The following is a 25,926-nucleotide window of genomic DNA, read 5'->3' as shown; positions in this document are numbered from 1 at the left end:
CTGGGCCATGGCGCTCAAAAGAGCCCAGCAAACATATGACCCATGAAAGGACTGAACCATGACAACATTTTCCGAATTCGTACAGAAAGCCAAAGACGACTATACCCGTGTCGAGGACGAGCTGAAATCGTTCGAACAGAAGGTCAAGGACGCGGGCGACGCGACCGACAAGTGGACCCAGGAGCAGGTGACAAAGCTGCAATCCGATCTGCAGGAAGCAAAAGACAAGGTCACTGACCTTGCCGATCGCATCCAGAAAGAAGGCGAAGACGCTGTGACGGACGCGCATGATCAGGCGAAGAACCATTGGGAAGCCTTGCACGCCGCCGTTGCCGCCTATCGCGATCATCTCGACAAGTCGGTCGCCTGACCCTGATCCTGGAGGTCGACATGACTGATTCAGTTAATGAAACCGTGCCGAAACCCGCGCTCATGGAAGAGGTCGCCGGTTGGCAGCCTCGACCGGTCTGGCTGATTGTGCTCGGCGTCGCCATGCTCTGTGTAGGGCTGTGCGCCGTAGCCTTCCCGCTGATGTCCACGCTCGCTGTCGAAGCCTTTGTCGGCGTGGCCCTGCTGGGCGGAGGCATCGTCACAGCGATTCAGGCATTTGCGGAAAAGGCGTGGAAAGGGTTCTTCTGGCTGTTGGCCATCGGTGTTCTGAACGCGCTTGCGGGGCTTGTTCTGTTGCTTGATCCGTTCGGCGGCGTTCTGGCACTGACCCTTGCGCTTGGCGCGGTTTTTCTGGCCGAAGGTGTGTTGCGGATCGTAATTGCCATTCGGTCGCGTCAGGAGCGGCCCATGGCGCTGATGATTGCGTCCGGCGCGATGGCCATCCTGCTTGGCGGCCTGATCCTGACCGGTATCGTCAATGGCTCGTCCCTTGTTCTGCTGGGGGTTCTTGCCGGCCTGAACCTGATATTCGCCGGTGTGTCCCTGATGTCTTTGGGGCTGTCGCAGCGGTCCTCGGCGCATGGGGGTCCACAAGCTTAAGCGTGTCCTGGCAGACCCGGAATGGCAGGGGCATCTGATGCTCCTGCTTTCCGTTTTCACAGCGCCGCTATTTTCCTTGCCAGGTGCTTGCTGCCCGAGTGTCTTCAAACAGCCAGACCATGCGGTCCAGAAACCACAGCTTCCCACCCATAACCAGCAGCAACCCCAGAAGCGTCGGCCAGAATTGAAGCTGCCAAAGCCCCCAGACCAAGGGGCCGATTCCGACCGCGCTGACTGCGGCCAGAATAAGAGTCATCCGGCGGTGCCTTGCAGGGATCGGCGATTTCGCCCGCGCAAGCCAAATCCGTTCCCCAAGCACTCCCTTTGACATCCAGTTATCCGCGTTGCCCGTTTTGCTGAAGGCGCGCGGGTTCCACCATGTCCAGAAGACAACAATCCCGATTGGAACAAGGCACCACCAGCCCAGCCAAACCCGGCTCCAGACGGCCAGAACGAACAGGGGAGGGATGCTCAGGCGGCTCCAGCCGCTCCACGGGTTTGTGTGCCGGTCCCAGACGTCGTCGGACATCGTCATGAGCTGTTCCAGAATGCTGCGATCGGTCATCGAACCCTCTTCCGAAGCTGGATCGCAATTATGGCCGTTTCTGTCTGTGTCGGCCAGAGCGGCAGGCAATGCGCGCCGCCCTAACCAGGGGCGTCAAAGACCCGAGATATCCACATACACTCGGTATTCCGCGATCCTATCCTCGCGAAAGTTGAACCTTGCAGCAAAGCGCACGTCGTGTGTGCTTTGATCCTTGCGCGTATAGTGTACGGTGCCGTCGCAGAACGCGGTATCGCCGCTGGACCAGATGCCGGTGATGGTATGTTGCATACCCTGGATCGTGGCAAAGAAATCCGCGTTCGCGGCTTGCACGGCTATGCACCCGTCAATCTGTTCAAAATTGCCAAGCTGGAATTGCACGTCTTCGGTGACATGCTCAACAACGCCCGCTTCGTCGAGCGCGTCAACCGCGGTATAAAGGGACGCGATCCGGGGCGCGTGGGCCGCTGTGGTGGGGGCAGTGATTTGCATGTTTTGGTTTCCTTTTCTGTTTGAAAGTTATCGGTGGGTCTAAGTCTGGTTGGCCTGTGACCCTCGATGCAGGACCGTTGGGAGTTTCAGGTGACCGTTGGTGACGGCTAGCCCAAGGAACAGGATTGCGAGGGACCCCAGCAGCCCAAGGCCAAGAGGTTCCCGAAAGACAATTGCCCCGATTGCGATGCCGGAAAGCGTGGCAAAATAGCCGACCTGGGCGAACCCAACGCCATCCGTGCGCCGCTGTACTTCGAAGGTCAGCGCATAGCTGAGCGCAGTGATGGATCCGATGCCGAAGATTGCGCCAAGCAGGGCAGGGGGCACCGAGACGTCGCTGATTGTGGTGCCGCGTCCCAGTATTAGGGCGGAAATCAGCAACAGCTGTGACAGAAGCGTTCCGGTCGCCAGCCCCAACGGATCGCCGCCGGGCGGGTAGGCATAGCTGCGAAAGACGTTGCCGCAGGCCAGAAACAAGGGCCCCAAAAGCGACAGGGCAATCCACGCCGGCTCGACTCCCGACAGGTCAAACCCACCCATGGTGGCAAGGCTGACCCCGGCAAGGCCGATCAGAATACCAACCAGGCGGTGCAACGGCAGCATCCTGCGCGCGATCAGTGCCGTTATCGCAAAGGTAAACAGCGGTGACAGCGTGACGAGGGCGGAATAGAACCCAAGGCTCACATGCTCCAGCACCAGAAACCCGATCACAGCGGGGCCGCTGACACCGAAAACTCCGGCGCCGACATAATAGGGAATGTGCCGCGCGTTGAGCGCCACGCGCTTCTGCGACAGCAAACACAACGCCAACAGCGCGATGCTGGCCAGCAAAACCTGCCAGAACAAAGCGGTCAGAGCTGATATTCCTGCCATCGAGACGAATTTGGACAAAGTGAAACTGACCCCCACCAGGACACCGATGGCCAAGATCAGCGCGGATACAGGGGATCTTCTGACAATATCAGGCATCACGCGGCCCCCATTTCCGGCACATCGGTTAAGCGCAGAGAAGCCGGGCCGATCGGGATAATTCCGCTGGGGTTGATGTGCCGATGGCTGAGGAAGTAGTGCTGACGGATATGGGCCATGTCCACAGTGTCAGCCACGCCCGGCAACCGCATGATGTCGGCCAGATAGCGGGACAGGGCAACATAGTCGCTGATGCGTTTGTAGTCGGTCTTGAAGTGGGTCACATAGACCGGGTCAAACCGCAGAAGTGTCGGAAACAGCTTCAGGTCAACCTCTGTCAGCACGTCTCCGGCTAGGAACCGGCGTTGGCCAAGCGTTTCTTCAATCGCGTCGAGGCAGGCAAAGAGCGCCGTTACGGCCTCGCCATACGCGATCTGGCTGGTTGCAAACCCGGCGCGATAGACGCCTTCGCGGATCGGTGACTGAATTTGTTCGGCGATCCGGTCGATTTCGTCGCAAAGATGGGACGGGCGAAGATCGGGTCCCGCGGTATCGGGAAACGCCGTCTGAAGCATGCGCATGATCTCGGCCGATTCGGTGCTGACGATCCGGCCTGTATCCGTGTCCAGTAGCACAGGCACGCTGATCGGACCCGTGTAATCCGGCTTGGCGTGCTGATAGACTTCGTAAAGGAAGCGGGTGCGTTCTACACCGCTTTGATCGTTGAACAGCGTCTGGTCGATGACCCAGCCGTTTTCCGACATGACCGGGTCCATCCATGTGATGCTGAACGCATTGCGTAAGCCTTTCAAAGTTAGAATCAGATCGACGCCATGACACCAGGGGCAGGCTTTGGACAGGTAAAGGTGGTATCGGCCGGGCGTGTTCGGAAACGGGGCGCCTGGTTGCACGCTGATGTGGCTCGTGAATGGGCTTTGCAGGCGGTGAAAACGACCGTCCGAGGCGAGCGGTCTGTCACGCAGAACTCCGTTGATAAGCATCTTGGGCATGGCAGCCTCCGGCGTTAACAGGACATGCAGATACCTATTAGGCTTTCTATTTGATGATAATCGTGTGAATTTGAAACTTATAGGTGAGAATAATTCGCCCAAAGGATCGCAAAACATGACTGAAATTGGCGCTATCCCTGTGTTTGTGGCCGTGGCGGACCATGGCGGTTTCGCAGCCGCCGCCCGGCATCTGGGTCTTACAAAATCAGCGGTCAGCAAGCGGATCGGCGTGCTGGAGGCCCATCTGGGAACGCAGCTCTTTCATCGGTCGACACGGTCCATTTCCCTTACCGAGGCGGGCGAAATCTATCTGGCCCACGCGGCGCAGGCGCTTGACGCAGCGCAGGACGCCGAAGACGCAGTTGCGGCGTTGCAGGGGCAACCGGTTGGATTACTAAGGCTCAGTACACCCATGTCCTTTGGACAACTGCATGTTGCGCCTATGATTGCTGCATTCCTCAGGCAATATCCGGGGATCAGAATTGACCTGACGATGGATGACAAATTTGTCGATCTCGTCGAAGGGGGCATCGACGTGGCCTTACGCGCCGGAACGTTGCCGAACTCGGCCCTGATCGCACGCAAACTCGCCCCGATCCACAGCGTGATTGTCGCTGCGCCGGACTATCTTGCGCAGTCCGGAACGCCAGAAACACCTGAGGATCTTCTGGCGCATTCCTGCCTTCACTACGCCTATTCGCGCGACCCTTCGGAATGGCGCTTAGCCGGGCCCGCGGGTGACATGCGCGTTCAGACATCTGGTGTTCTGCGCGTGAACAACAGTGAAGCCCTGTGCACCGTGCTGCTTGACGGTCTTGGTATCGGCCGCCTGCCGACCTTTATTGCCGGAGCCCACTTGACCAGTGGCCGTCTGGTCAGGGTGCTGCCCGAGTATCGCCTGCCTGAACAGGCGCTGTACGCAGTCTTCCCTGAACGAAAGCACATGCCAGCGAAAGTTCGCGCGTTTTTGGATTTCGTCGTAGAACGCATCGGGCACGACGTGCCTTATTGGGATTTGGATGCAGGTCCGCTTTAGGGACAAGGGCCGATGATACTCTAACATTAAACCTGGACCGACCAAGAACACCCAAAGTGCGGGGCAGTCCGGCAATGTCTTCTTCGGGGAATGCTGTAGTGCAGAATCGGATATTCTTGAACGGCTGGATTGGGCCGCTAACGAAAGCGGCCCATAGTAGTCAGATTTCAATGGCCTCTGCTATGGCAAGTGCATCCTCAAGCTCAACACCGAGATACCGAACGGTACTGTCCATCTTAGTATGCCCAAGCAAGAGTTGTACCGCGCGCAGATTGCCTGTCTTCTTGTAAATTTGAGTGACCTTTGTCCGCAGCATTGAATGCGTGCCATATGCGCTTGCTTCCAAACCTATAGACGTGACCCAATCACGCACGATCCGCGCATACTGGCGCGTTGAAATGTGCAAACGCTCATGGAAACGCCCTGGCCAAAGGTATTCCGACCCAATCATGAGTTCGTCTTTCATCCACTTCTCGACGGAGGTCCGAGTACCTTCAGAAATTTCGAAGCGGACCGGTTTCTGAGTTTTACTTTGCAGCACCGAAGCCCGCTCCTTGATCTGACCAGAGGCCATGATGTCAACGACTTTCATCTTCACCAAGTCACAGCCGCGCAACTTGCTGTCGATGGCCATATTGAAGAGAGCGAGGTCGCGATGGTTCTCTGCGAGCTCCAATCTTACTCGAATTGCCCAGACGTGTTTAGGTTTTAACGGCCGTTTTTGACCGACGATGCGTCCCTTGTTCCAAGCTGGGCGAAGCGCGCGAATGGCAGGTAAGTTTGGTGTTTCCATAACTGATCCTCCTTTCCGCCATTCCCGCCCACAACGACAACCCGACGTTGACGAAAGAGGATATTACAGGATGGCGCGTTGCCGCCGAGGTCGGCCGCGAGTCCTACCTCCCAAATGCCGCAAAATGAAACTCTTTTGGTACGCCAAAATTAGACCTAGGTTGCCGTGAGACGTGCTTATCACCGCAGATTTCACAGGGTAAAGTTGCTAACATGTTGCGGGTACCAGCGTCACAGACGTAGTACATGCACCGAACACTGAGCATGGCGAACAATGAGAGCAGCCGTGGAACCTAAAAAGAACTCTTTCATCCCGGGTTTATGTGAAGCGAGGACGATACAGTCGATGCCATGTTTGTTGGCGTATTCGGTGATTGCGCGACCTGCCGATTGGCTCTCGAGCAGGATAGAAGACACGTCGGTCTCACTTGTTAGGCGCTCGGCCAAGCGCGCCTTTGCTTTTTGGAGAGATTTTTCTGCGATCCCTTCATCCATATAGTACATTATCTGTCTATTTGGGGGCTCATGGATATGCGCGGCAGTGATTTTTCCACCTTCGGATACAAGGGCATGTGCCGCCGCAAGCGCGTGTTCACTGATGCCATGCTCCAGAGACAGCGCGACTAGAATATTTTTGTACATTTTAAACCTCCGTATTTAGGTTTTCAGTTTTCTTCTGCGAACTGGCCTCTCCCACTTCATCTTTAGGAGGGCGCTCAGGCACCCCAGCCGTAAGGTTGGGGTGCGTGCTATTTCGTCTTGGGCTTTTGCGCTTTCTTGCCACTACCGGCTGAGCAAGAGATCAGGCAGGAACAGGGCCAACTCTGGGACAAAAGTCGTCAGCATCAGCGTCGGAAGCCATGCAAAGACTATGAAGATCAAAGTCGGCCATAACATGCGTGAAACCGGCTCATCACAGACCTGAGCACCAAGGTAAAGCAGCGGCGCAGTTGGTGGGGTGATGTTCGCCATACCAAGGTTCACGCCAATCACAGCCGCAAAGTGGATCGGATCCATACCAGTGCTCTGCGCGATGGGCAGCAAGATCGGAGTCGCCAGAAGCAGACCCGAAATATCGTCCATCAGCATTCCGATCAGGATCATCACGACGTTGATCATCAGAAGGATGACGACCGGATTGTCCGAAACGGAATAGACCAGATCTTTGGCCAACTGAGGTGCACCCTGCGAGATCAGGTTGTCCGACACGATCAGAACCATGAAGATCATGACCATGACCACACCAATCGTAACACCGGAATTCTGGATCGTCTGGGCCAGGGTTTTCCAGGTCAGGCCACGGTAGAAGTAAATCGCGATCGGGATCGAGTAGACCACTGCGATACCCGCAGCCTCGGTTGGCGTCATTATGCCGCCATAGATCCCGCCCAGAATGATCAGCGGCATCATAAGCGCAGGCCCGGCCAAACGTGCCTGAACTCCGAATGTCGGCAGGAACGGTTTAGGACGTTCCGTTAGGTTGATGTCGTCATACTTCCGCAGCATGAACTGATTAACGACGATCAAAAGAGTGATCAGGATGATCGCCGGAATGACCGTGGACAAAAAGCACTTCAGTACGTGCTGCTGTGCAACCCAGCCATAAAGGATGTGAGACGAACTCGGTGGGATCAACAGACCCAAGGGGCTGGCCGCCACGATCAGAGCCGCCGATTGCCCACCCGGATAGTTGGCCTTTTTCAGGTGGGGCATCATGATGCCGCCGATACAGGTCAGCGTTGCATTGGCACTACCGGAAATGGAGCCAAACACACCGCAGGCCAACACCCCAGCCGCGCTTAATCCTCCTTTGATATGGCCAATGAACATTTCAGCCAGAGAGACAAGAGGGGCCGCGATTTTACCTTTTTCCATGATGCCACCGGCGATCATGAAGAGTGGGATCGCCAGAAGTACAAGTGATCGGATACCTGTAGAACCGGTGGGCAAGTAACCTGTGATGGATTGATCTCCGACAAGGGCGATGAAAATCAAAACCGATCCGAATGCTACATAAACGCTGACGCCCAACAGCAGCATAAAGCAGACGATTAGGAGACTTCCTCCGATGATCATTGGGTTTCTCCTTTTTGCATTTCTGATCTCAAGGGAAGCCCGAGCCCCTTGCGGATATGCACGTACAGATATGCCGCCGTGAACGTCGCCATGAGGCCAAAGGCAATCATGATTGCTATCCGCCAGGTCACAAATGGGATGCGCAGCACCGGGGTTGCGCGCAACCGGGGGAATGAGAAGTCATCAAGCAGCGAGACATAGCAGGCGTACATGAGGAATAGGATCACCAGCACCTCGACTGTCAGCACGACAAAGCCGCGCCACCAAATCAACCGAGGGTTTTGGATCACAATGCCAAGAATGTCCGCGTTGATGTGCAGGTTGCGGGCAGAGGCCAGAACAGCACCTGCAAAAAAGCCGATGATGCTGATGCCCAGAAGCCATTCTTCGTAAGCAAACAGATCACCTCCAAATCCATACCGGATGACAACAACTGCCCCAAATGTGAAAGCCATCAGGAAACCGGCAAACATAACGATCTGCCTCATGACAAAAGCCACTGCTTTCAGTGGATACCCAATAATGACTGGCAACTCGTCAGTGATTTTTTGCGAGCTCTTCTTTTCTGCGCTTTCGACGACCAATGGACGTTCAGCTTCAGAACTAGACATCTTTCTCCCTCCCTTAGTTGAGCCAAAGACCAAAAAAGGGCCAGCTGATTTGCGGGCCCTTCTTCTCAGTGTTTATTGCTGTTCTTTTGCTGCCAGCAGGCGGTCGATGATGTCCTGACCGACATTTTGTGCCATCGCGGGCCAGACCGTTTCCTGGACATGTGCGGCCATCGCAGCTTGTTCTTCGTCACTCAGGCGCAGGATGGTGTAGCCTTTGTCGAGCAATTTCTGGCCGAACACTTCGTCGTTCTCACGATTGTAGGCAAAGAAGTCTTCGGACGCCTTGGTCATCGCGGCTTGCAGCGCGGCGCGCTGATCGTTGTTCAGCTTGTCGAGTGTCCGCTGCGACGCATAGAAGGTTGTCAGCTCTGAGATCGAATTGTACTCGACAAAATGGGTGCCAACATCCGACTTGGCGAAGATCGAGTAAGTCGCGGTCTTCGTGCAGCAGATTGCTCCGTCGACAATGCCAGCCTGAAGTGCGGGGAAGATGTCGCCCCATGCCATGGTGGTCGCCTGGTAACCCAGTTCTTCGACCATCGACTTCACAACGCTGGACGACCAGACGCGAATGTTCATGCCCTTGTCGTCAAAAGTATTCCAGTTCTGGGGCTCTTGCGACGAAACGATGCCGATGAACCCTTCCGGATTCTGCGCCATGACGCGCACGCCATATTCGTCGGTGATCTCTTGCAGGATGGTGTTGAACTCGGAATCCATGTTCAGAAGCGTACTTTCCATGTCATCCCAGCCGCCCAGCAAGAACGGCATGGACAGGAATTCCAGGCGTGGATCGGTATCGGCATAGATGAACGCCGATGCCAGGTCGATATTGCCGCGCGCAACATCTTCGAACAGTGCCTCACCCGAACCCAGTTGGTTTGCCGGGAATACTTCGATCTTCAGTCCGACGTCTGCTGCAGCGACATCCGCTGCGACCTGCTCCATCATTTTCGTGCCCTGATGGTCAATCGGGAACACGCCGGCAAAGCGCAGTGTCATGTCTTCCGCTGCGGCTGCTGTTGAGAGTGTGGTTGCAGCAAGCAAAACAGCGCCACCCATCGCGCCGAGGGCGCGGCGGTTAATCTTCGTAATCATTAAGGTTTCCTCCTCAGTGGTGTGTGTCCCGCCGCATTACGCGCGGTGGGACATTTCTTTGCTTCAGTTCAGCAAAGTTCCGGGGCGATGAACTCGTATCCAAGGTCATCGGCCACAGCCTTGTACGTCACCTTTCCGTGGGCCACGTTCAGGCCATTCATCAGGTGACGATTGTCTGCAAGCGCCTGCTTCCAGCCATTCTTGGCAATAGCCAGAGCGTGCGGCAGCGTGACGTTGTTCAGTGCATAGGTCGAGGTTCGGGCGACTGCGCCCGGCATGTTAGCGACGCAGTAATGAACAACATCGTCGACAACATAGGTAGGCTCTGCGTGAGTGGTGGCTTTGGACGTTTCAAAGCAGCCGCCCTGATCGATCGCCACGTCCACGACGACGGCACCGGGTTTCATTTTCGAGATCAGCTCGCGCGAGACCAGCTTGGGCGCAGCAGCGCCCGGGATCAGAACCGCGCCAACAACCAGATCGGCATTGGTGACTTCTTCCTCCAGTGCAGCTTTGGTTGAATAGACAACCTTGGCCGACGCCTCGAAATGGTTCTCCAATTTCTCAAGGACTGCCGGATTGCGGTCCAGAATGGTCACGTCCGCGTGCAAGCCGACGGCCATTTGAGCTGCATTGAACCCAACAACACCGCCACCGATGATCACGACCTTGCCTGGTTTCACACCAGGCACACCGCCCAGCAGCACGCCCAGGCCTCCCTTTGCTTTCTCCAACGCACCGGCACCGGCCTGGATCGACATGCGACCGGCAACTTGGCTCATCGGTTTCAACAGGGGCAGACCACCATTGTCGTCGGTGACGGTTTCATAAGCGATGCAGACAGCGCCCGAGTCGACCAGATCTTTGGTCTGTTCTGGGTCGGGGGCCAGATGCAGATAGGTGTAAAGGATCTGACCTTCCCGCAGCATAGCGCGTTCAACGGCCTGAGGTTCCTTCACCTTCACAATCATCTCAGCATTGGCAAAGATATCCGCTGCGGTTTCGGCAATCTCCGCGCCAGCGGCACGATAGGCATCATCATCAGCCCCAATGCCCGTGCCGGCATTGGCCTCTACGATGACGTTGTGACCATGAGAAACCAGTTCCGCGACGCTTTCAGGGGTCAAGCCAACACGGTATTCATGGTTCTTGATTTCCTTGGGAACACCAATGAACATATTCTTCACTCCTTGGATCGGATGGTCATTTAGCCGTTGGCATGACGAACTCGGCACCTTCCGAGATGCTTTCGGGCCAACGCTGCATGATGGATTTCTGCTTGGTGTAGAAACGAACGCCTTCTTCGCCATAGGCGTGCATGTCGCCGAACAGGCTCTTCTTCCAGCCGCCAAAACCGTGCCAGGCCATCGGAACCGGGATCGGAACATTGACGCCGACCATGCCGACCTGAACCTGCTTGCCGAACTCGCGCGCTACATTGCCGTCGCGAGTGAACAGCGACACGCCGTTGCCGAACTCGTGGTCGTTGATTAGTTGCAGGCCTTCCGCGAAGGTCGAGACGCGGACGCAGGACAGGACGGGGCCGAAGATCTCTTCCCTGTAGATCTTCATGTCGGTTGTAACGTTGTCGAACAGGGTGCCACCCAAGAAATAGCCTGCCTCGTGCCCATCGACAGTATAGTCGCGACCATCGACCAGTAGGTCAGCACCTTCTGCAACGCCAGAGTCAATGTACCCTTTGATCCGATCACGCGCAGCGGCTGTGACGATCGGACCCATCTCGGCGTCCAACTCAAGGCCATTCTTGACCTTCAGAGTTTCGGCGCGCTCTTTCAGGACCGGCATGAGTTTATCGGCAGCATCACCAACCAGCAGAGCAACCGAGATCGCCATGCAGCGTTCGCCTGCCGAGCCAAAGGCTGCGCCGATCAGGGCGTCCGCAGCCTTGTTCATATCGGCATCGGGCATAACCAACATGTGGTTCTTTGCACCACCCAGAGCCTGAACGCGTTTGCCGTGCCGCGCGCCAACTTCATAGATGTAGTTCGCAATCGGGGTCGAACCGACAAAGGACACGGCCTTGACGTCGTCGTTCTCCAACAACGCATCAACGGCAACCTTGTCACCTTGCACGACGTTGAACACACCATCGGGGAAACCGGCTTTCTGCATCAGATCCGCATACAGCAGCGCTGCGGACGGATCAGTCGGCGACGGCTTCAGGATAAAGGTATTGCCTGCGGCGATGGCGATCGGGAACATCCACATCGGCACCATGACCGGGAAGTTGAAGGGAGTGATCCCAGCCACAACGCCCAACGCCTGACGCGTTGTCCAGTTGTCCATTCCGGTGGAGACCTGCTCGGTGTAATCGCCTTTGAGGAGTTGCGGGATACCGCAGGCAAACTCGATGATGTCGATGCCGCGCTCAACTTCACCCTGCGCATCTGTGAACACCTTGCCGTGTTCGACAGTGATGGCGCCGGCCAGATCGTCCTTATGCTCGCGTACCAGGGCCAGAAAGTTGTTCATAAGGCGGGCGCGGCGGATCGGCGGGGTATTCGACCATTTGGGAAACGCTGCTTTGGCAGTTGCAACCGCATCGTCAACCGTCTGTACCGTCGCCAGCGACACCGCGCCGGTTTGTGCCCCGGTTGCGGGGTTGAATACCGGCTGGGTCTTTTCGCTGGAAGGAACAGTGATTTGGCCATTAATGTAGTGGCCGATCAAGGTGATCGGGGATGCATCTTTCATGATGTCAGTCCTTTTTGGGGTTAGAAATCAGGGGTTATGGCAAGTCAGCCAATACCTCTCCAAGTGTTTGACAAAGTGTCGTTATTTCGGGCTCCGAGATGATTAGTGGTGGCGACAAGGCGATGATGTCACCTGTGACACGGATCATTATTCCCGCGTCCCAGGCCCGTTTCATCGCATCATAGCCCCGTGCACCCGGTGCGCCCTCTCGTGGTGCCAGCTCGACCGCGCCCACCAGTCCCAGATTGCGAATATCGATGACATTCGGCAGATCCCTGAGGCTGTGAAGCTGATCCTCCCAAGGCCCCGACAGCAACGCAGCGCGGCGGAACAGATCGTTCTGTTTGTAGCTTTCCAGCGTAGCCAGCGCGGCGGCGCAGGATACAGGATTGGCGGAATAGGTATAGCCGTGGAACAGCTCGATCGGCGCATCTGCATTTTCCATCGCCGAGTCATAGATCTTGTCTGAAACAACGACCGCACCCATCGGGATGACGCCATTGGTCAGGCCTTTGGCCGTCGTGATGATGTCCGGCTTCACATCGAAAAACTCCGATGCTGTTGCCACACCCAAACGACCAAAGGCGGTGATGACCTCGTCGAAAATCAGCAGAATGCCATGGCGGTCGCAGATTTCCCGTAGTCGCCTCAAGTATCCCTTCGGCGGCAGAAGCACACCGGTGGACCCAGCCATTGGTTCAACGATCACTGCCGCGATGGTCGAGGCATCGTGAAGCGCGACCAATCGTTCCAGATCATCAGCCAGTTCCGCACCGTGTTCCGGGCAACCGCGGGAAAAGGCATTTTTTTCTGGATCATGCGTGTGTCGCAAATGATCCACTCCTGTCAGGAGCGTCCCGAAATGCATCCGGTTCTTAACGATGCCGCCCACCGAGATGCCACCGAATCCGGTACCGTGGTAACCACGTTCACGTCCGATCAAGCGGGTGCGAGTTCCGTCACCACGCATCCGGTGGTAATGCAGCGCGATCTTGAGCGCAGTATCGACAGACTCTGAGCCAGAGTTGGTGAAGAATGCGTGGTTCATCCCCTCAGGCATCATCGCTGTCAGCTTTGCCGACAACTCAAACGCCTGAGGGTGGGAGAACTGGAAGTTCGGTGCGTAATCCAACTCGTGCACCTGTTTTTGCACGGCCTCAACGATTAGTGGATCCCGGTGACCCGCGTTGACGCACCACAGCCCGGCGGTGCCATCCATGACCTTCCGACCATCAGAACTGGTGTAGTACATCCCCTCGGCTGCTTGGATCATTCGGGGCTCGCGAAGGAAATCACGATTGGCTGAAAACGGCATCCAAAACGATGACATTGTGTTGGGTTGATCGAGCACGTTCATTCCTCGTGAAGCAGATTTTCATTTGATGACAAATCCTTGCAGAATTCAGGTCTTCCGCACACCCGGCTTTATTTTAATCTGTAAGTTATTGAAAAAAATCGTTGCGCCCTTAGAATGCTTTCGATCCGAAGCAAGAAATCACCAGAGTAACGGTTTTGTCATCAGATCTCGAAACAGCACGTCGTCTAAAGTTGATTCGGACGACCAAGGGCCTCAGTCAACGCGAAATGGCCAAACGCGCGGGAGTGGGTAGCGGAACGATTTCTCAAATCGAAAGTGGTTCAACTCAGCCTTCCGTGGCGCTGCTAAAGAAGATCCTTGCCTCGGTAGACGTCAATTTGGGCTTCTTCTTCAGTTTTGAATTGCAAAACGAGGAGTCGTTTTTTTACCCGCACGAAAGAATGCGCGACTTGGGATCACCTGGAGTCTCCTATTTGCTTGTCGCAGGAGAGCGCCGAGACAGAAAACTCCAGATGCTCATTGAAGAGTACGATGTCGGTGCCGACTCGGGTCGATCTGTACTGTCGCACGAAGGAGAGGAATGTGCGGTTGTGATAGAGGGCCGTCTTGAGGTCACAGTAGATGGGCAGTCAAGGGTTCTGGGCCCCGGGGACGCGTACTACTTCTCAAGCATATTGCCACACAGGTTTCGGAATGCTGGTGATACGCCATGCAAAGTGATCAGCGCCTGCACTCCTTCGTCGTTCTGACTAAATGAAAGAGCTCTTCTGTGAGTGCTTCAATATTTCGCGGGATAGTCAAATTCGATAACCAACTCAGAATGAAGAAATGAAATCGACATTCACGATCAGGAGCCAATTGTCGCCTTTCTCACGCGATCCTCAACGGCGGTCCTTTTAGATTTCGCGCTTGCAGCGAATGGCCGGAATGCGGGCTGCGGCTGCGAAATCCAACGAAGTGCTCAAAGTCGGCTCTGGGCCGAGCCCGTCTAAACGCTGCTGGTGACTTTCAACGCCGACATTCGCAAAGCGGATAACAATTCGACCAAGTGTTTTTTGCTCTTTGCGCTGTACTTGGCCGCTGTTGAGGAGCACTGAATGAAGTCCGCGTACTGATCAACAGTCAGGTCACAGTTTTCGATCGCGCTTGAATATCGCTCCAGGATGCGTGCAATGATCTTTGTGTTTCGCATTGCGCCAGCCTCCAGCTCTTTCTGACTTGTCGAGGTTACGCCAGCGATGATGTCCTCGGCATTGGGCGAGGATTGCAAAAAGTCATAATGCTCGATGACGGCGTATTTGAAGACCACATCAAGTTGCGCACCAAGGTCATCAACTTTTTCAAGTCCGGTCTCGATATCCAGAACGACCCTGTCTGCCAGCGAACGGATTGTGGCCCGCAGCACCTCGTCCTTGTTTGCGAATGCCTTGTAAAGTGTTTGGCGCGAGATGCCCGCTTCTTGGGCGATGTCGTTCATGCCCGTTCGCTTCACGCCGTAGCGAAGAAAAAGCTGCTTCGCGGCTGCGAGGATGTAGTCGTAGCGATCTTCCATGATTTACATATTGACAAATGAGCGCTTAGTGTCAATATTGACAATCACCCACAAAATGTCAACTTGTCAGGACGCGAGATGTCTAAACAATCTGAGAAAATCGCAATCGTCACCGGTGCGAACAATGGCATCGGGTTTGAAACAACAGTCGGTATGGCCGAAGCAGGTTTTCACGTCGTCATGGCGTGCCGCAGCCTTGAAAAAGCCGAAGCGGCCAAAGCAAACGTGCTCGCGCGGATTCCCCCCGCATCAATCGACATCCTCGTGCTGGACTTAAGCGATTTGACTTCGGTTCGCGCGTTCGCTGAGGCTTTCCGCGCCCGGTACTCCAAGCTGGATGTGCTGATAAACAACGCGGGTATCTTGCTGTACTCCGTTCAAACGAATGCAGATGGTGTCGAGCTGCAGTTCGCAACCAACCACCTGGGACATTTCCTGCTGACTGCGCGTCTGATCGACATGATCCCTGACAACCCTGCATCGCGGATCGTCTCACTCTCCAGTATCGCCCACAAGAATGCGAACATTCACTTTGACGATCTGACATGCGGCCAGGATGGCGGCGTTGCTTACGGTCAATCCAAGCTTGCCTGCCTGCTCTTCGGTGACGAACTGGACCGTCGCCTCAAGGCTTCGGGCAAGTCGCTGAAATCGCTGACTGTGCATCCGGGCGGGTCGGACTCCGGTCTGTTCAACGATTTGGACGAAGCAACGCGCGCTAACATGAAGGCACAAGTCGAACAACTTCTGCACTCAAACGAAGACGCCGCGAAGCCGTCTCTGTTCGCCGCTTTGTCTAATCAGGTCAAAGGTGGCGAATACTACGGCCCTACAGGCCCCGAAGAGATGAGCGGCAAGACCGGTGTCGCGAACCGCAATCCGATTTGCGACGACCACGATTTGGCCAAACGTCTGTGGCGTCTCTCGGAAGAGATGACCGGTCAGACATTCGCGATCTGAGGGACTGTGATGGACACGTTCATGGATCGTCTCTCGCAAGGGTTCGAGTATCTGATCGTACTCGCCTCTGGTATCATGTTGGGCTGGGGGGTTCTCGGGTTTCTTGAATACTTCACCGGTCTGGCACCGCTCATGTCTTTGCAAAACGCGACCTTTCCGCCGGGCATGCAAACTCTCCATTGGATCCTGATCACCGCATCGGGTGCCACCTATCTGGCCGGATACGTCCTGCGCTGGAGCGTCACTCCGATTGCCATGCTGGTGATGTTCACCGCGCTTGCCACGATGTGTGCTGTGCAAACCTTCGACATGCTAGAAAATCCGGATCGCTACCGGAACTTCGCCCAGGAATGCGTCAATTACATCATCATCTCGATCTACCTTTTTCGATCCAAGCGCATGCGGGATCGTTTCGGGCTGATCACAATTCAGGGCAGTGATCGCGTGTCGCCGCTGAGCGCCTGAGACCGCAACGGAAGGACAGTCATGGAAACCGGATCATCGGAAAAGGTGAACCTCTCACATCACAAAATCCACACAGACATTTTGATCGATGCGCCGGCGGACCTGGTCTGGTCGGTTCTGACCGACACGGCAAACTACAAGGACTGGGCTGTGTTCCTTGTGGGTATCAAGGGAGAGATCAAGGATGGATCGACAATCACCGTCGACTTTCAGCTTGATTCAGCAAAGGAGAAACTGACCACCTTGGATCACACGATCTCGGTCGTGGAGGGGACGGAGTTTTTCTGGGCTGAGAAGGGGCCGGGCGGCATTCGCGACAACCATCACTTTTGTGTCGAACCGCTGGAAGGTGGCAGAACCCGCTTCGTACAATCCGACGAGATCATGGGTGGCATAACCTTCCTGATGGGCGGGCGCTTGGCGAAAATGTATGTGGAAGGTTACCAAGCTTTCAATCGCGGCTTGAAAACCGAGGCAGAGCGCCGTGCTCAATCCGCCTGACAAGACAACACGACCACTTGGGCGCGTCCTGCTGACCGGTGCGACTGGGATGGTGGGTACCTCGGTACTTGCGGCATTGCTGAACGAAAAAACTGCGCGCGAAATCGTGTCAATTGGGCGCAGGCCGTGCAATATAGACGACCCAAAGCTGACCGATGTGAGGTTTGCAGCATTCGGCGATACCCAAGCCATCGAACCCTATCTCGATGGCATCGACACTGTCTTCCATTGCCTTGCCACTTATTCCGCGCGAGTCAGTCGAGTGGAATACGAGGAGATCACAGTCGATTGGTTACGCGCCTTGCTGGCGACTTGCGAGAGGTCTGCGCCCGGTGTGACGTTCTGCTTGTTTTCTGCCCAGGGTGCTCGGCCAGATGGCGGCGGCATGTCCTTCGCGCTGAAGATAAAAGGCGAGGCGGAGAGCAAATTGTTTGCATCTGACCTCGAACGGAAATTCGCCTTTCGTCCAGGTTATATTGCGCCGTCAGGCCCGAAGAACACATGGAAGACAGCTGATTATCTTTTCAAACCGCTCCAAAGGCTGATGCCGTCCATCGGTGTAACTTCCGATGATTTGGCTCATGCCATGGTTCATACTGCGATACACGATCCTCGTCGTTCTGCTGTCCTTGAAAATGGGGAAATGCGTATGTTGCTCGGATGAAGCTGTGGCTGCGCCTGAGTATAATCTACTCATTGCAGCGCCTCGAGCTGTTCAGTTTTCAACAGGCGTCTTTCAATGTCCGCTTCTGGGAAGCCGCAATGCAGCATTCAACTTCCGCAAGGACGGCGGCTATGGGCCGCGAGTTACAACACACTCTGGAGCTGGCGATGTACCAGAAATCGGACAATGCTGTCACTCTGTCGCAAGTTGAAATTTGAGGAAGGTCGCGCCGTCATAATCGACTTCGCCAACCCGCCAAGCACCAAGTCTGTCGAGTGCCCGCAGGTTCGTGCGTGACGGTGGTAAAAGGAAGGTCACATACGGGATGCGTTCATCGGAAATTGCAAAGTCGATCGCCTTTCGCGAGATGCGCGGCCCGAGGCCAAACGTGTCGGGCCGCAAGACCAGTCCGAAATCCCACTCGACTCCTTCTTTTTGAAATCCACCCCAGCCGACATATCGGTCATCGGACAAAAATGCCCAATGCCCAAGTCCATCACGGCGCCAACACTCTTCCTTTTTGGCGACAAACCGCGCCACTGTCTCGGCATTCCAAGTAAATTTCAGAAGCGGCATATGCTCGGCCACACGAGGGTCGGACATGTGCGCCAAGATTTCGGCTGGGTCGATTTCCGACAATCGGACGAATTTTATTTCAGATCTCATTGCGGCGTCTTTCGATGTGCTCGTCGCTCATTGTCCTCTGAACGCGATATTTCAACAGCCAACTCTATGCCTGCTGTCACGCTGCGACATAGGCATTCAGTTTGTTGCCATCCAGATCCCGGAAATACCCTCCGTAGAAACCATGATCTCCGCGCGGACCGGGGGGGCCCTCATCTGTTCCGCCAAGTTCGAGGCACTTGGCGTGAAGCGTATCGACGGCTTTTCTGTTGGTCATTTTCAAAGCGACCATCACCCCGTTTCCAACACTTGCCGGTTCCCCATTGAACGGACAAACAAGGCATAACGCAGGCTCGGCCCTTGAGCGGCCCCATGCGGCCATATCGCCGTGTTTCCAAAGGCGGTTTGCGCCCACACTCGAAAACAAGGCGTCGTAGAATTTCAGCGCGGCCTCGAAGTTGTTGGTTCCGAAGGTAACATATCCGATCATGCTTGATCTCCGTAATTCTGTGGGCGTCATTTTCAACTTTAAGCCCGGCTACAAAGACACCTGGGTTGCTGCGCCAGACCGCCTTGCAAGTAAGGTCGAGGCCGGACCATGGCTCGGAATTGCCCGCACTTCAAAATTTTCGAAACGCTCGATTGCCTGCATCAATCGGGAGCGGGACATAAATCGGCCGGTCCCGCGAAACAAAAGCGCCTGGCGCATGAGGCTTCCGGCAAGACCACGGGCAGGCTCGTCCGCGCAAAACGCGAGACAAAGCGCGCCGCCGGCTCGAACAACCCTGCAAAGCTCAGTCAAAGCCAGATAGGGATCGGGGACGGTTTCCAAAGCCCAAGCACACGTCACAAGATCGAAGGTGCCATCCTCAAACGGCAGGGACTCCAACCGTCCTTGTATCTTTGGCACGGGAATGTCGGCGCAGCGTGCAAGCATCGACGCGGACGGGTCGAGAAGGGTCATCAAATTCGGGGGCATACCCTCGGCAATCAATGCACGTGCCAGATTGCCGGTGCCGCAGCCAGCATCCAAAAAACTCGAATTCGGCGACGCAAGTGCACGCACAAGGCCTTCCAGGGCGGCCTGCGCCTCGCCGCCTGCATGACGCAGCCAGCGATGATGAAGTTTGTCATAGCGAGGTGCGAGTTTGTCATAAAGATCGACCGCATCGTCTAAAGGCGTTTCTGCCAACATCTCTTTAGTCCTATTACTCATTCATAGTGTCCGCGGTGCGCACACGTTTTTTACGAAGAACTTGCGTCGGATTGCGGCGCGGTGTGTTCGTGCTCGGGCCACGTCCATGCAGTCCAGAGAATTGCCATTAGAGCCACGATCTCGATAGCGAGGTGGAAGGTGTCATCCATGTCGGTGGGGGCCGAGGAAAGGAGTGTACCCGTCGTGACGATCACTGCAAGGAAGGTGACAGGGCGACCGATCCTGCGGGTTAGCAGGAGCGAAAAGAGCACCATCGCAATCGGCACCTGGACGAGGAAACCGCCGAGAAGCATCAGCCCTTCGGTGATCTCGATGCCGTTATAATGGCCTGTCAGCAGCATCTCGATATGGGACGCGAGAACAAACTGGTGAATGTCGCGAAAGATGATGTTGAGCAGTATGAACAGCCACAGGGCCGACAGAAGAATATGGGGATCGAGCCGTCTCATTTTGGTGCCTTCTTTCTGTGTTTCTGGAGTTTGCCGGTGTCAGGCCGGGAGCACGATTGGGTTCAGATCACGGCACCGGATGTGCGCGTTGCAAAGGCGCGGGGGATCAGGAGTTCCGCAATCGCAAGGTTGATGGCCCACGCCCCAACCATCAGGAGGTCTCGCGAAAACCCCGACGGCTCAGTGTCGAAGAGGCCCATCGTGACCAGAAAGAGCGCGGTCTGCGTTGAGGCCCCTTGGCCGATGGCATAAGCGCGCTGCATCGCAGCGCGGTGCGCAGCGACGTTTCGCGACCGGATCGCGACGACGGCCCATGCGATGAGGGCGATCATCGCGAGGCTAAGCGTGACCCTCGCCCCATAAAGCAATGGTCCCTGCAGGGCGTCGGGAAATACGTAAGCTACGGTCATCCATAGCCCGGTAAGCGCGCTGACGCATCCCGCGGCCGCCACGATCCGCCCGAGGTTCCTGTGCAAGGCGGGGCGGTAGCGCCTCAGGCTCGGCAGAAACTGCACAGCCCCCACAAGGCAGAAAACTGAACTGCCGAGGATATGCAATGTTATCGGGAGGGGATCGATCACCGCACGCGGGTTCGGCGGTATGATCGCCGGAGCGCCGAAAAGTTCCGGAATCCGGACCAGCCCGACGACTGCCGGAATGAAAGAGTAGAGGAACACGAGGGCAAGGAACGCCCATTCGCGACGGCTGATAAAGTACATGCTTCAGTCTCTCAGAATAAGGTGTCGGTCTGCCTCAGGCGGGCTTGCGGGCGACGATAAAGGGGCTCAGTCGGTTCTTTCCGAAGTACCGCGTCTGCTCGATTTCGAACCCGGCCCGGATCAGGTGCCGGGTCAATTCAGCGCGACTCAAGATGATCACATTAGGCGCGATCCGCAGGGCCATGAGCAAACGAACCATGGCTCGCATCCAGCGCGGCGCGTCCTTCAGACAAACCGTCTTTGATATGAAGTGACCGCCGGGTTTCATTTGGTGGAATACTGAATCCAGCACGGTCGGCATGTCATCCACCAGGTGAAGCAGGCTGAACGCGCAAGCGACCTCGAACGGTTGGCCAGGAATGTGTTGCGCCGCCTCCGCCTGAAGAAATTCTGGTGTTCCCGCGGCATCGCCACCTGATCGTGACCGGGCGATCCGGATCATCTCGGCAGAGAGGTCGGTTGCGGTCACATGAGCGACGACAGGCGCGATCTTCCTGGCTGTGCCGCCTGTGCCGCAGCCGATTTCAAGAACGCGATCGGTCGATCGAAGAAGCGCAGTGACGCATTCCAGCTTTTCTTCGTAGGCGGTGACATCGGCAATAGGTTTCTTGGCGTACTTGGGCGCATGCCGGTCCCAGAAGGCTTGGGCAGTCATGTCGGTTTCCTTTGCGCGTTGCACTTCAGGTTTGAAGCGGCGCGGATGCGCCAGTCGTAAGAAACTGCGGAATGCATTGTGTCGCTTTCGATTGCAGAGACCGGGCCGATCTCGTTTCGCATCCGGTATCATCCATGCGCTCATAAAAGGTCGATTGCTTAAATTCGTCCACCTGCTATACGCTCATGAATGAACTGGCAGGCCGTTTCCTTCGATTGGAACCAGGTACGCGCCTTCCTCGCGACAGCGGAGGAAGGCTCGTTCAGCGGTGCGGCGCGCGTGCTGAAGACAACGCAGCCGACGATAGGGCGGCAGATCGGTGCGTTGGAGGAGGCACTTGGCGTCACGTTGGTAGAACGCAGCGTCCGTGGTCTTACCTTGACGGAAGCAGGGCGCGACCTGATTGATCACATGCGCACGATGGGCGAGGCTGCGACGCTCATCTCGATGGTGGCCGACGGTAAATCTCAGGATGTCACCGGAGAGGTCACGGTCACGGGAACGGACCTCTTGTCAGCAGCGATCCTGCCGGGCGTGCTCAAGCCGTTGAGACAGATGGCGCCGGGCATCCGCGTCCGCATTCTCGCGTCGAGTGAGATGCAGAATTTGACGCAGCGCGAGGCGGACATCGCGATACGCCACGTCCGCCCAGATCAGCCGGACCTGATCGCACGGCACTTGGGCGACTTTCGCGCCACTCTCTATGCCGCGACCGACTATCTCGATCGTGCAAGCCGCCCACGGACACCGCGCGATGTGGCCGCACTCGATTTCGTCGGCAATGCCGACCCCGAGCGGCTAATGGCCCCACTGCACAACATGGGCGTGCCCGTTCGTGCAGAGAGCTTCGTGATGTCGAGCGAGAGCGGTGTCGTCGCATGGGAATTGGTGAAAGCGGGCTACGGCGTCTCTATGCAGCCCGAAACGTTGGGCGAGGCTGAACCTGGCATAGAGAAGGTCTTGCCGGATTTCCCTTCGCTTGAGTTTCCAATCTGGCTGGTCACCCATCGGGAGTTACAGACCAGCCGCCGTATCCGGATCGTATTCGACCTGCTGGCCCGGGGTCTGTCAGACGTTGCGAAGCGCCGAAGTGGCGGCGATTGACATGTGTAAATGCGCCGATCCCGGAGCAAGTGAGGTCGCGTGGCAACAATTGAAGCTGCGGTTGCAAGAGTTCGTTTTGTCCGATGAGTGTACGCTAATGTTGGAAATGCTGCGCAGTTGATCAACGTCCGCTTTGTAGAAGCTGCATCGCAGCGACGTCTGTCGCTATAGAGGGCAGCTTTGGGCCGCTCGAGTCTTTGTGGTCGCAACATGCAATTTTGCCCTTGGAGTGTCGGCTAATACGGTCAGCCGGCACCATCCATGTAGGAGGCAAAAGATTTCTTGTAGTCCGGATGCCAGCGACTAAGCGCGGGGCGATTTTCGATCACGTCCGCCAAGTTCCATGCGATGCGCTTTTCGTCGATATCCCGCGTCACGTCGTTGTCCGGGCACAGGATGTAAAAGTCACCCCGGTTCACACTGTCAATAAAGAAATCAACAGTTTGCTCAGCGGTCCAAGCAGAGGCGGGTTTTTCCGGTGCAGAGATCATGCCGGTGTATACAAAGCCAGGAACCAGCAGATGGGCTGTGATTTTGTGTCCCGGGCCAGTTCTCAACTCGTGTGACAATGCCTCGGTATAGGCCTTCAAAGCCGCTTTTGAAACATTGTAGGCCGGGTTTCCGGGCGGGGTGGTAATACCCTGTTTTGATCCGGTGTTTATGATTGCGCCCGGCCTGCCTCTGGCGATCATATTTGGGGCAAAGACCTGCGTGCCGTGGATTGGCCCCCACAGATTGACGCCCAGCATTTTCTCCCATGGTTCCGCATTGTCCAATGTGGATGATTTGCCGCCCACACCGGCATTGTTCATCAGGATATCTGTGCCGCCAAAACGGTCTGACACACGTTTCTCAAGCGCTTGCAATTGTGAGCGATCGCTGACATCGACCTCGGCGGTCATCACATCTGCGGCCCCGGCAGCCCTGATCAGATCAGCGACGGTGGACAGCTTCGCTGCATCCCGATCGACGACAACCACACGCATGCCCATTTGAGCGAATTTCAACGCGGCAGCGAGACCAATGCCGGACGCCCCACCTGTGATGACGGCAACAGTGTCGGAATGGAATGCGGGATGGGTCATACGTTACACCTTTTCGATTGCGGAAGTCGGGCGGCAAGCCCAGACTCCTATCCGGGCTTAACGCAAGTATCACGCTGCGTCAGTGACGGCCGAGTTAAGCGTCATCATGCCTTCCATACCATAAGCGGTAAAGAGCGCTTTGGTGGCCGCTTCCGCCTGCTCGTTAATCGGAATAACAGGCTCGGACATGCCGCTTTTGTCCACTTCATTGCGGAATTTGCGTTGGCCTGCGGGGGTATGGATAACCTTCAGTACTGCGTCTGCCACGATTTGCGGCACTTGCAAGGGATTGTTTGCCAGGGCCTCTCCCATGCCTTGAAGCATGGCCTCAGGGGCGCTTGAAAACTCGCCATAGCTTACATCCCGGTCGCGCGACGTCGGAGCAATAAGGTTGGCAAAGAAATTCGTCGGGAAGCCGCCCGGCTCAATCACCGCCACGTCGACACCAAATTGGCTCAACTCCCAGCGATAGTTCTCGCTAATAGCTTCAACCGCCCATTTGGCAGCATTGTAGGGCCCCAGGAACGGAATGGTGACACGACCAAGAAGGCTGGTGACGTTCAAGATCAACCCGGATCGCCGCTCTCTCATCTTCGGCAGCACCGCGCGCGTCATGCGTTGGACCCCAAAGACGTTCACGTCGAAGATGCGTTGGAAGTCTTCCCCGGAGAAGTTTTCCTGTAAGCCATGTGCACCGGCACCCGCATTGTTGACCAGGACATCGACGTGGCCAAAGGCAGCAACGACCTCGGCAACACCTGCTTCGACCGACGCGTCATCGGTCACATCGATATTGACCACTTCGACACCGATTTCTCGCAGCGCTCTGGCTGCGTCCTGATTGCGTCCGTTCGGATCACGAACCGTCCCTGCGACTCGATGCCCGGCTTTGATCAAGTCAGCCACGATCAGATTGCCAAACCCGCTGCTGGCCCCTGTGACGAGAATGTTCATTTGCTTTCTCCTACATGTGATCCCTGACTGGGACCGTCTGATGAGCCGAAGTTAAGTATTGTCAGAAAAAAGCAACAGACGTATCAAGATGAACAAATGGTTGTGAATATTAGAACAGTCGGCATGCCCGCCCTCATCAGCTTTCATACCGTCTCGCGTCTGGGGGGTATCAGTGTTGCAGCCGACCATCTGAACATGGCGAAGTCCGGGGTCAGCCGGCACATCTCTCGGCTCGAAGAGCATTTTGGTGTCAAACTGCTAGAACGCAGTGGCAGGTCAGTCAAGCTGACCCCTACAGGCATCCGGCTGCATCAGCGCATTCAATCCATTCTCGCCGAAATTGATCTTCTCGATGACATTGCGCGCGAAGAAGCCGGGGATGTGTCTGGACAGGTCAATATCGCTGCGACCGTTGAATTCGGGTCGCTCATCGCCGCGAAGCTGCTTCCGGCGGTGCGAGACAGGTTTCCCGATCTCACTTTGGTCATGCGTTCGGCTTATGATTTTGAAGATATGCAGGACCCAAGCACGGATCTGGCCTTTCGAATAGGCACGTTCGACGATGATCGCCTGGTTGCAAAGGAATTCGGTAGCTTTTCATGCTGGTTGGTTGCTGCACCGGAGCTCGCGACACGTTTCCCGGTAAACGCGCCAAGCGACCTAAGCGACAAACCTTGCCTGACGTTCCGCAGTGACGTTGCAGAGACCACCTGGACATTCATTTCGCCCAAGGATGCATCTCCAATACAGGTCAGCGGACCCTTCGCAACTCGAAGTTTCCCGGTGTTGTTCGACCTGGCTGTGACCGGACAAGGCTACGCTTTTCTGCCAGAGTTTATGCTGGCGGACGCCCTGACCGATGGTCGGCTGGTCAGATGTCTTCCCAACCACATGTCGCGGCCATATTCGGTGTTTCTAACCTATCGCCCAGGGATACGGCGCATCGCGCGCGTCGACGCGGTCGCATCGCTGGCTGAGAAACTGATCCCCGCACTTCTTCAGGATGTCGAAACGGGATAGGGCACAACCTGATTGCTCAAAAAGTTACTGCCGACAGCGGCTTGAGTGACGGTTTTAGTCGTCGCTTACCCATTCAACTTTTCCTGAAGCGCGCACATGCGGCGACGGTCTGGATTTACTGGCTGCTGTACTGCGGTGTCGTGTATAAGCCAATGGCAGATAAGGGCCAAAAAAGCTGTCGTTCGCCGCGGCAGCAGCATAATTTGTTGTAGGTCCGACAAGAAGACATTCAGGATAGAAATTGCAGCTGGCTCGAACCGGCGAAAACGCTGCGGACTTTCATAAGCAAATGCTAATAGTCAAGTTTGAATACACACTCCGAAGAGAGGCTGACCGAATGATTAGGTTAAGGTAGAAGTCGCTTATT

Annotated in this window: 32 protein-coding genes; 11 read left to right on the top strand and 21 right to left on the bottom strand. The window is 56.0% G+C overall.

Annotation, left to right across the window (positions count from 1 at the left end):
* Window positions 1–58 precede the first annotated feature (58 nt).
* Complete coding sequence (locus tag ACR0DT_RS06525) at window positions 59–370, top strand: hypothetical protein (protein ID WP_170451072.1); 312 nt, start codon at window positions 59–61, stop codon at window positions 368–370.
* A gap of 20 nt (window positions 371–390) precedes the next feature.
* Window positions 391–990 carry an HdeD family acid-resistance protein gene (locus ACR0DT_RS06520; protein WP_170451070.1) on the top strand — a complete coding sequence of 200 codons (600 nt, stop codon included), beginning with the start codon at window positions 391–393 and terminating at the stop codon, window positions 988–990.
* A 67-nt stretch (window positions 991–1,057) separates the two neighbouring features.
* On the opposite strand, the gene ACR0DT_RS06515 is transcribed toward ACR0DT_RS06520, so the two are convergent.
* The 4 genes from ACR0DT_RS06515 to ACR0DT_RS06500 all read right to left on the bottom strand — a co-directional run bounded on the left by ACR0DT_RS06515 (window position 1,058) and on the right by ACR0DT_RS06500 (window position 3,945).
* Window positions 1,058–1,555, bottom strand: coding sequence for a DUF6653 family protein (locus ACR0DT_RS06515; RefSeq protein WP_480709955.1), 498 nt, complete (start codon window positions 1,553–1,555; stop codon window positions 1,058–1,060).
* A 93-nt stretch (window positions 1,556–1,648) separates the two neighbouring features.
* Complete coding sequence (locus ACR0DT_RS06510) at window positions 1,649–2,026, bottom strand: nuclear transport factor 2 family protein (RefSeq protein WP_480506371.1); 378 nt, start codon at window positions 2,024–2,026, stop codon at window positions 1,649–1,651.
* Window positions 2,027–2,065: 39 nt separating this feature from the next.
* Complete coding sequence (locus ACR0DT_RS06505; protein WP_480506372.1) at window positions 2,066–2,995, bottom strand: DMT family transporter; 930 nt, start codon at window positions 2,993–2,995, stop codon at window positions 2,066–2,068.
* Window positions 2,995–3,945: a glutathione S-transferase family protein gene (locus ACR0DT_RS06500; protein WP_170683961.1), complete on the bottom strand. Its 951-nt coding sequence runs from the start codon at window positions 3,943–3,945 to the stop codon at window positions 2,995–2,997. The genes ACR0DT_RS06505 and ACR0DT_RS06500 overlap by 1 nt, the downstream gene beginning before the upstream one ends.
* Before the next feature lie 115 nt (window positions 3,946–4,060).
* On the opposite strand from ACR0DT_RS06500, the gene ACR0DT_RS06495 reads away from it, so the two are divergent.
* Window positions 4,061–4,981 (top strand): LysR family transcriptional regulator, encoded by a 921-nt coding sequence (locus ACR0DT_RS06495; RefSeq protein WP_480709954.1) that lies wholly within the window; start codon window positions 4,061–4,063, stop codon window positions 4,979–4,981.
* A gap of 160 nt (window positions 4,982–5,141) precedes the next feature.
* On the opposite strand, the gene ACR0DT_RS06490 is transcribed toward ACR0DT_RS06495, so the two are convergent.
* The 8 genes from ACR0DT_RS06490 to aptA form a co-directional block, all read right to left on the bottom strand.
* Window positions 5,142–5,774: a tyrosine-type recombinase/integrase gene (locus ACR0DT_RS06490; protein WP_480709953.1), complete on the bottom strand. Its 633-nt coding sequence runs from the start codon at window positions 5,772–5,774 to the stop codon at window positions 5,142–5,144.
* Between the two features lie 230 nt (window positions 5,775–6,004).
* On the bottom strand, window positions 6,005–6,415 hold the full coding sequence (locus ACR0DT_RS06485) for a universal stress protein (protein WP_480709952.1): 411 nt from the start codon (window positions 6,413–6,415) through the stop codon (window positions 6,005–6,007).
* Window positions 6,416–6,556: 141 nt separating this feature from the next.
* Window positions 6,557–7,849, bottom strand: a complete 1,293-nt coding sequence (locus ACR0DT_RS06480; RefSeq protein WP_170511078.1) for a TRAP transporter large permease — start codon at window positions 7,847–7,849, stop codon at window positions 6,557–6,559.
* On the bottom strand, window positions 7,846–8,460 hold the full coding sequence (locus tag ACR0DT_RS06475; RefSeq protein WP_480627364.1) for a TRAP transporter small permease: 615 nt from the start codon (window positions 8,458–8,460) through the stop codon (window positions 7,846–7,848). Before ACR0DT_RS06475 ends, ACR0DT_RS06480 begins: the two co-directional genes overlap by 4 nt.
* Window positions 8,461–8,532: 72 nt before the next feature.
* Complete coding sequence (gene dctP, locus ACR0DT_RS06470) at window positions 8,533–9,522, bottom strand: TRAP transporter substrate-binding protein DctP (RefSeq protein WP_480710279.1); 990 nt, start codon at window positions 9,520–9,522, stop codon at window positions 8,533–8,535.
* Between the two features lie 104 nt (window positions 9,523–9,626).
* Window positions 9,627–10,736 carry an alanine dehydrogenase gene (gene ald, locus ACR0DT_RS06465; RefSeq protein WP_480709951.1) on the bottom strand — a complete coding sequence of 370 codons (1,110 nt, stop codon included), beginning with the start codon at window positions 10,734–10,736 and terminating at the stop codon, window positions 9,627–9,629.
* Window positions 10,737–10,761: 25 nt separating this feature from the next.
* Window positions 10,762–12,273: a CoA-acylating methylmalonate-semialdehyde dehydrogenase gene (locus tag ACR0DT_RS06460; protein WP_480709950.1), complete on the bottom strand. Its 1,512-nt coding sequence runs from the start codon at window positions 12,271–12,273 to the stop codon at window positions 10,762–10,764.
* Between the two features lie 34 nt (window positions 12,274–12,307).
* Window positions 12,308–13,630 (bottom strand): omega-aminotransferase AptA, encoded by a 1,323-nt coding sequence (aptA, locus tag ACR0DT_RS06455; protein ID WP_480709949.1) that lies wholly within the window; start codon window positions 13,628–13,630, stop codon window positions 12,308–12,310.
* 155 nt (window positions 13,631–13,785) lie between these two features.
* Here aptA and ACR0DT_RS06450 point away from each other — a divergent pair, with 155 nt between their 5' ends.
* On the top strand, window positions 13,786–14,340 hold the full coding sequence (locus ACR0DT_RS06450; RefSeq protein WP_480709948.1) for a cupin domain-containing protein: 555 nt from the start codon (window positions 13,786–13,788) through the stop codon (window positions 14,338–14,340).
* Between the two features lie 239 nt (window positions 14,341–14,579).
* Here ACR0DT_RS06450 and ACR0DT_RS06445 read toward each other — a convergent pair whose 3' ends face one another.
* Window positions 14,580–15,143: a TetR/AcrR family transcriptional regulator gene (locus ACR0DT_RS06445; protein WP_480709947.1), complete on the bottom strand. Its 564-nt coding sequence runs from the start codon at window positions 15,141–15,143 to the stop codon at window positions 14,580–14,582.
* Window positions 15,144–15,221: 78 nt separating this feature from the next.
* Here ACR0DT_RS06445 and ACR0DT_RS06440 point away from each other — a divergent pair, with 78 nt between their 5' ends.
* Genes ACR0DT_RS06440 through ACR0DT_RS06420 form a run of 5 tightly spaced genes read left to right on the top strand, consistent with a single transcriptional unit; the run spans window position 15,222 to window position 17,951 of the window.
* The gene (locus ACR0DT_RS06440; RefSeq protein WP_480709946.1) at window positions 15,222–16,103 is read left to right on the top strand and encodes an oxidoreductase; all 882 of its coding nucleotides are present in this window, start codon (window positions 15,222–15,224) and stop codon (window positions 16,101–16,103) included.
* A 21-nt stretch (window positions 16,104–16,124) separates the two neighbouring features.
* Window positions 16,125–16,568 (top strand): hypothetical protein, encoded by a 444-nt coding sequence (locus ACR0DT_RS06435; RefSeq protein ID WP_480709945.1) that lies wholly within the window; start codon window positions 16,125–16,127, stop codon window positions 16,566–16,568.
* A 21-nt stretch (window positions 16,569–16,589) separates the two neighbouring features.
* A complete protein-coding gene (locus ACR0DT_RS06430; RefSeq protein WP_480709944.1) occupies window positions 16,590–17,069 on the top strand; it encodes an SRPBCC family protein in 480 nt (159 codons plus the stop codon).
* Entirely contained in the window at window positions 17,053–17,733 is a 681-nt protein-coding gene (locus ACR0DT_RS06425) for an NAD-dependent epimerase/dehydratase family protein (RefSeq protein ID WP_480709943.1), read from the top strand. Before ACR0DT_RS06430 ends, ACR0DT_RS06425 begins: the two co-directional genes overlap by 17 nt.
* Window positions 17,730–17,951: a hypothetical protein gene (locus ACR0DT_RS06420; RefSeq protein ID WP_480709942.1), complete on the top strand. Its 222-nt coding sequence runs from the start codon at window positions 17,730–17,732 to the stop codon at window positions 17,949–17,951. The genes ACR0DT_RS06425 and ACR0DT_RS06420 overlap by 4 nt, the downstream gene beginning before the upstream one ends.
* Here ACR0DT_RS06420 and ACR0DT_RS06415 read toward each other — a convergent pair.
* From ACR0DT_RS06415 to ACR0DT_RS06390, 6 genes are all read right to left on the bottom strand, one after another.
* A complete protein-coding gene (locus tag ACR0DT_RS06415) occupies window positions 17,926–18,399 on the bottom strand; it encodes a GNAT family N-acetyltransferase (RefSeq protein ID WP_170410345.1) in 474 nt (157 codons plus the stop codon). The genes ACR0DT_RS06420 and ACR0DT_RS06415 overlap by 26 nt on opposite strands.
* A 76-nt stretch (window positions 18,400–18,475) precedes the next feature.
* A complete protein-coding gene (locus tag ACR0DT_RS06410; protein WP_480709941.1) occupies window positions 18,476–18,847 on the bottom strand; it encodes a VOC family protein in 372 nt (123 codons plus the stop codon).
* 48 nt (window positions 18,848–18,895) lie between these two features.
* The gene (locus ACR0DT_RS06405) at window positions 18,896–19,573 is read right to left on the bottom strand and encodes a methyltransferase domain-containing protein (RefSeq protein WP_480709940.1); all 678 of its coding nucleotides are present in this window, start codon (window positions 19,571–19,573) and stop codon (window positions 18,896–18,898) included.
* A 29-nt stretch (window positions 19,574–19,602) separates the two neighbouring features.
* Entirely contained in the window at window positions 19,603–20,022 is a 420-nt protein-coding gene (locus tag ACR0DT_RS06400) for a DUF6326 family protein (protein WP_085824872.1), read from the bottom strand.
* A 62-nt stretch (window positions 20,023–20,084) separates the two neighbouring features.
* Window positions 20,085–20,741 carry a DUF2306 domain-containing protein gene (locus ACR0DT_RS06395; RefSeq protein ID WP_480709939.1) on the bottom strand — a complete coding sequence of 219 codons (657 nt, stop codon included), beginning with the start codon at window positions 20,739–20,741 and terminating at the stop codon, window positions 20,085–20,087.
* A gap of 34 nt (window positions 20,742–20,775) precedes the next feature.
* Complete coding sequence (locus ACR0DT_RS06390) at window positions 20,776–21,396, bottom strand: class I SAM-dependent methyltransferase (RefSeq protein ID WP_170689464.1); 621 nt, start codon at window positions 21,394–21,396, stop codon at window positions 20,776–20,778.
* A 189-nt stretch (window positions 21,397–21,585) separates the two neighbouring features.
* Between ACR0DT_RS06390 and ACR0DT_RS06385 the strand changes: the two genes are divergently transcribed.
* Window positions 21,586–22,500: a LysR family transcriptional regulator gene (locus ACR0DT_RS06385; protein WP_170689465.1), complete on the top strand. Its 915-nt coding sequence runs from the start codon at window positions 21,586–21,588 to the stop codon at window positions 22,498–22,500.
* 245 nt (window positions 22,501–22,745) lie between these two features.
* On the opposite strand, the gene ACR0DT_RS06380 is transcribed toward ACR0DT_RS06385, so the two are convergent.
* Together ACR0DT_RS06380 and ACR0DT_RS06375 are read right to left on the bottom strand one after the other, a co-directional pair.
* Entirely contained in the window at window positions 22,746–23,585 is an 840-nt protein-coding gene (locus ACR0DT_RS06380; protein WP_480709938.1) for an SDR family NAD(P)-dependent oxidoreductase, read from the bottom strand.
* A 69-nt stretch (window positions 23,586–23,654) separates the two neighbouring features.
* The gene (locus ACR0DT_RS06375; protein WP_480709937.1) at window positions 23,655–24,539 is read right to left on the bottom strand and encodes an SDR family oxidoreductase; all 885 of its coding nucleotides are present in this window, start codon (window positions 24,537–24,539) and stop codon (window positions 23,655–23,657) included.
* 123 nt (window positions 24,540–24,662) lie between these two features.
* On the opposite strand from ACR0DT_RS06375, the gene ACR0DT_RS06370 reads away from it, so the two are divergent.
* On the top strand, window positions 24,663–25,559 hold the full coding sequence (locus tag ACR0DT_RS06370; protein WP_480709936.1) for a LysR family transcriptional regulator: 897 nt from the start codon (window positions 24,663–24,665) through the stop codon (window positions 25,557–25,559).
* Window positions 25,560–25,926 lie beyond the last annotated feature (367 nt).

This window comes from Ruegeria sp. BI11 (genome assembly GCF_056538005.1).
Note: the sequence above shows the minus strand (reverse complement) of the source record. Positions and strands in the feature narration are given on the sequence as shown.